Consider the following 3,852-nt stretch of genomic DNA (forward strand, 5'->3'; position numbering starts at 1 on the left):
AGTATAGTTGAGCTTATTATTGACTAGAGTCATGCTCTCTGCTGGGGGAACTTCCAACTCCAGGGCTTGCCGCACCGATTGAATCTCTTGGGAGAGCAGCACCCGCTCTCGATCCAACAGGCCGACGATCTGCTCCGGGTCTTCCCGCGAGACCACTGGCAATTGGCGCAAATCGTATTCGTACATCGGCTCGGCTGCCACTGCCACCGCCTCATCGGGGAAGGTGGTGAGAACTGGGGATTGGCTGACCTCCTGCACGGTCAGCTCCGCCAACTCCGCCGCCTCCTTGTGGGCCAAGGCCCGCTCCAGGTCTTCCAGGGTGAGAATGCCCCGCAGCCGCTCCTGTCCGTCCACCACCAACGCGCTATGGCACTTTTGCTGCAGCAAACTCTCCAGAGCTTCTCGCAGCGGTGTGTCTTGCCGAAGCAAAAGAGATGGGGGCACCATCACCTCTTGCACCGTCAGCTCTCTAGGCTCCTGCCCAAGGACTCCGTCAAGCGTTGCGTGGCGATAGCGACGGGCGGAAGGGTAGATGGCCGGCGAATGCAACTGCTCCGTCAGCCAGATGCTCAAACCCACTGCCGCCATCACCGGCAGCGCAATGTGATAGTCCCGCGTCATCTCAAACAGCAGCAAGATGGCCGTTAGCGGAGCCCGCACACTGGCCGCCAACACAGCCGCCATGCCCACCATGGCGTAGGCAGCGGGGGGAGACAAGGCAATCAGGGGCAAAGCTTGGGATAGCACCTGACCGTAGCCTGCCCCCAGCACTGCCCCCATGAACAAAGCCGGGGCGAAGGTTCCCCCCACAAAGCCGCTGCCCAGGCTCAAAGCGCTCAGCAACAGCTTGCCCAATAGGAGCAGGCCCAGATGGCCAAGAGAAAAGGGAACGGCCTGCAGAATCGACTCAATGGTTTCATAGCCCACCCCCAACGCCAATGGGATCCCCAAACCTGCGCAGCCCAGGATCCCGCCCCCCAAAATGGGCTTGCTCCAAGCCGGCCAGGCCGCCAGGGGGCCACTGTTGAACAGGTGCTTGCCCCACTCCAGGGTGTAGCTGAAGGCCATAGAAACCAGGCTGGCCAAAAAGCCCAAGCCGAGATACAGAGGTACCTCCAGCAAGCTGTGGATCTCGTAGTCCGGCAAGACAAAAGCCGGCTGGGTGATGGTGGGCAAAAGAAAAGCGGGTTGTGCCCCCAACCCCACCTGGGCGATCAAGGCGGAGACCACCGCCGCCAACACCACCACACTGACAGCAGAAGTGGTGAAGGTGCGGGCCAAAGCCAGCTCCAGCGCCAAAAACACCCCGGCAATGGGCGCGTTAAACCCTGCCGCCAGGCCAGCCGCTGCTCCGGCAGCCATCAACAGTTGCACCCGCTCCCGCGAGAGGCGTAGGTTTTGCCCCAGCAGGGATCCCAGCAAAGCGCCACTTTCCACACTGGGGGCCTCAGGGCCAAGGGAAGCTCCCGCGCCCAACGAGATGGCAGCCGCCAAGAGCTTGAGCGGGATCCACCAGGGCTGAAGTGCCAAAGGACGAGCAGGACTCACCAAGCCGGAGAGGCTCAAGTTGGGAAAGGGCACAACTGCCCCCAAAGCGCCGATCAGCAGGCCCCCCAGCACCGGCGCCAGAGCCAGTGTCCAGGATCCCAGCAGCCACAGGCCATAGTGTTCTGCGGCCTTACCGATGCCATCCACGAGGGTGTCCTGCAGCAGATAGCGCCACCAGCCAATCAAGTAGCGAAATCCAACCACCAACAGCCCCGTGCCCAACCCCACTGCCGCCGCCAGCAGCAGCAGCAGGTTCTCGGAGGAGAGGCGCAGGCGGAGAGCGGGGGCGCTGTTCATGATGGCTCAAGGGCTTTGGGAAGGCAGGGTCAAGATCTCTACACCGGTTTCGGTAACGGCGACCGTATGTTCAAATTGGGCCGAGAGCTTGCCATCTAAAGTGACCGCCGTCCACCCGTCGGAGAGCACCTTCACCTCCCAGGTGCCCTCGTTGATCATCGGCTCGATGGTGAACACCATGCCGGGGCGGAGTTTCTCCCCTTTTCCCCGTTCGCCGTAGTGGGGGATCTGGGGGGCCGTGTGGAATTGCCGTCCCACCCCATGCCCGACAAAATCGCGCACCACGCTGTAGCCCTGGGCCTCGGCATATTCTTGGATGGCAGCGCCAATGTCGCCGACTCTCCCCCCCGGCTTGACGGCAGCAATGCCCCGCCGCAGACATTCTTCGGTCACCTCCACCAAGCGCCGCGCCCGCTCAGAAGGCTGTCCGACAAAGAAGGTTTTGGAGGTATCGCCGTGGTAGCCATCCAAAACCGGGGTGACATCGATGTTGATGATGTCGCCTTCTCGCAGGATCTGCTTGGGGCTGGGAATGCCGTGGCAGACCACGTGGTTGACGCTGGTGCAGATGGACTTGGGAAAGCCATGGTAGCCCAAAGGGGCGCTTCTGGCCCCATGCGCCCGCGTCCATCGCTCGGCCTCGTCGTTGAGCTCTTGGGTGGTGACCCCTGGCCGCACCATCGGCTCCAAGTGCTTGAGCAGATCTGCCGCCAGGCGACAAGCCCGCCGCATTTTCTCCAGTTCCCGCGAAGAGAGCAACACAATGGGCTGAGGGGCTTGCGTGAGCTGGTTCATACCCGTCTGCAAAGCGGATCCCAACTGCTCCCCCCATCGCTGGGAGCGACGGCTGAGGTCTGTCAACAACGCTCGCATGTCTTCCATCATGAGACCTTATCTGTGAAAAGCTCTGTGAAAACGGATGGATCTCTGCACCTGCAGACTGTCCAGGATTGGGTTCTCAGTTGGGATTCTGAATCGCCTTGCGCCCATTCACAGACCCCTGCTGGCCATTTTCTGCCGCCGACGAATCCGCTGCACCAACCACAGCCCCAGAAAATAGCTGACGAGGGATCCCCAAAAACCGACAAACGCACAGCCGACAAACAGCGTGCCCGACATCTCCAAGCCCCACTGCATCCAGTTTTGCCAGGTGGCCGCCACCAGCTCTGTGGTGGGAAGGACAGTTCGGGATCCCAGTAGCCATTCTCCCACCTGGTAGTTGAATGCATAGATGGGCACATAGGTGAAGGGGTTACTCACCCAGGTCCCTGCCGCCGCCGCCAGCTTGTTGCCCCGAAACGGAACAGCCAACACCAGAGCGGCCAACGTTTGAAAGCCGAAGATGGGGAAACAGCCGGCAAAAACCCCTACCGCCAAGCCACGGGCAATTTCTTTTGGCGACGATTGCAGCCGCAACAGGCGCAGATAAAGATAGCGCAGCCAACGCTTCCAGGAAGGATCCCGGCGGGCTAGGGTCGGCCCTGGTTGAGATCCAGAGTAGAATCTGGAATAAAGCCCAGGGGATCCCCAAGAGGGCAGCCTCAACCAAAAGAGGGGGCTCATGGCGGTCAGGGGGGCAACTGAGAGAAGGTGTTAAGTCCTGTAAATCCAGTGTATCTTTCCTGCCGTCGGCGACAAAGGGCTATCGGCAAATCTGGGCCGGCAGCACCTGGGTGATGCTGAGGGATCAGTTTGCTCAGTTTACAAAGTAAGCAGTTAGCTGAGCTTGTCCACCAAGGCCAGCAGAAAGTTAAGACTCAAGTAGGAAACCAACACCAGCAAAAACAGGAACAGGGCAATGCTCAGCCCGGATCGCAGGGCAGGGGGCAGGGATCCCGATTTCATTTTGGGATCAGGCTTTTCGGGGGGAGTTGTCATCTGGAGTTCTGGGGAAGACTGTGAATCTAGGATCCCATCTTGGCTGTGCAGGTGTACCCATCGGCTTACTTTCCGAAGATTGAAGGCCTGATACATTTACGCTGAACACTGCTGAACATCACTGTTCAA

At 60.2% G+C, this 3,852-nt stretch carries 4 protein-coding genes; all 4 read right to left on the bottom strand.

The annotated features are described in order from the left end of the window. Positions 1-1,845 (bottom strand): chloride channel protein (locus tag NW843_RS12540; protein ID WP_414523104.1); only part of this gene is annotated, 1,845 nt, incomplete at its 3' end. Between the two features lie 6 nt (positions 1,846-1,851). Continuing rightward, positions 1,852-2,640: a type I methionyl aminopeptidase gene (gene map / locus NW843_RS12545; RefSeq protein ID WP_011433730.1), complete on the bottom strand. Its 789-nt coding sequence runs from the start codon at positions 2,638-2,640 to the stop codon at positions 1,852-1,854. A gap of 195 nt (positions 2,641-2,835) precedes the next feature. Beyond that, a complete protein-coding gene (locus NW843_RS12550) occupies positions 2,836-3,408 on the bottom strand; it encodes a DUF2062 domain-containing protein (RefSeq protein WP_414523105.1) in 573 nt (190 codons plus the stop codon). 153 nt (positions 3,409-3,561) lie between these two features. Next, positions 3,562-3,723, bottom strand: coding sequence for a hypothetical protein (locus tag NW843_RS12555; RefSeq protein WP_414523106.1), 162 nt, complete (start codon positions 3,721-3,723; stop codon positions 3,562-3,564). Positions 3,724-3,852: the final 129 nt, after the last annotated feature.

The sequence above is a fragment of the Synechococcus sp. R5-12 genome, assembly GCF_047502655.1.
Lineage (GTDB): Bacteria > Cyanobacteriota > Cyanobacteriia > Thermostichales > Thermostichaceae > Thermostichus.

Coding starts and splice junctions, on each gene's coding strand:
- map (WP_011433730.1), bottom strand. CDS start 2,640: ATGAACCAGCTCACGCAAGCCCCTCAGCCCATTGTGTTGCTCTCTTCG.
- NW843_RS12550 (WP_414523105.1), bottom strand. CDS start 3,408: ATGAGCCCCCTCTTTTGGTTGAGGCTGCCCTCTTGGGGATCCCCTGGG.
- NW843_RS12555 (WP_414523106.1), bottom strand. CDS start 3,723: ATGACAACTCCCCCCGAAAAGCCTGATCCCAAAATGAAATCGGGATCC.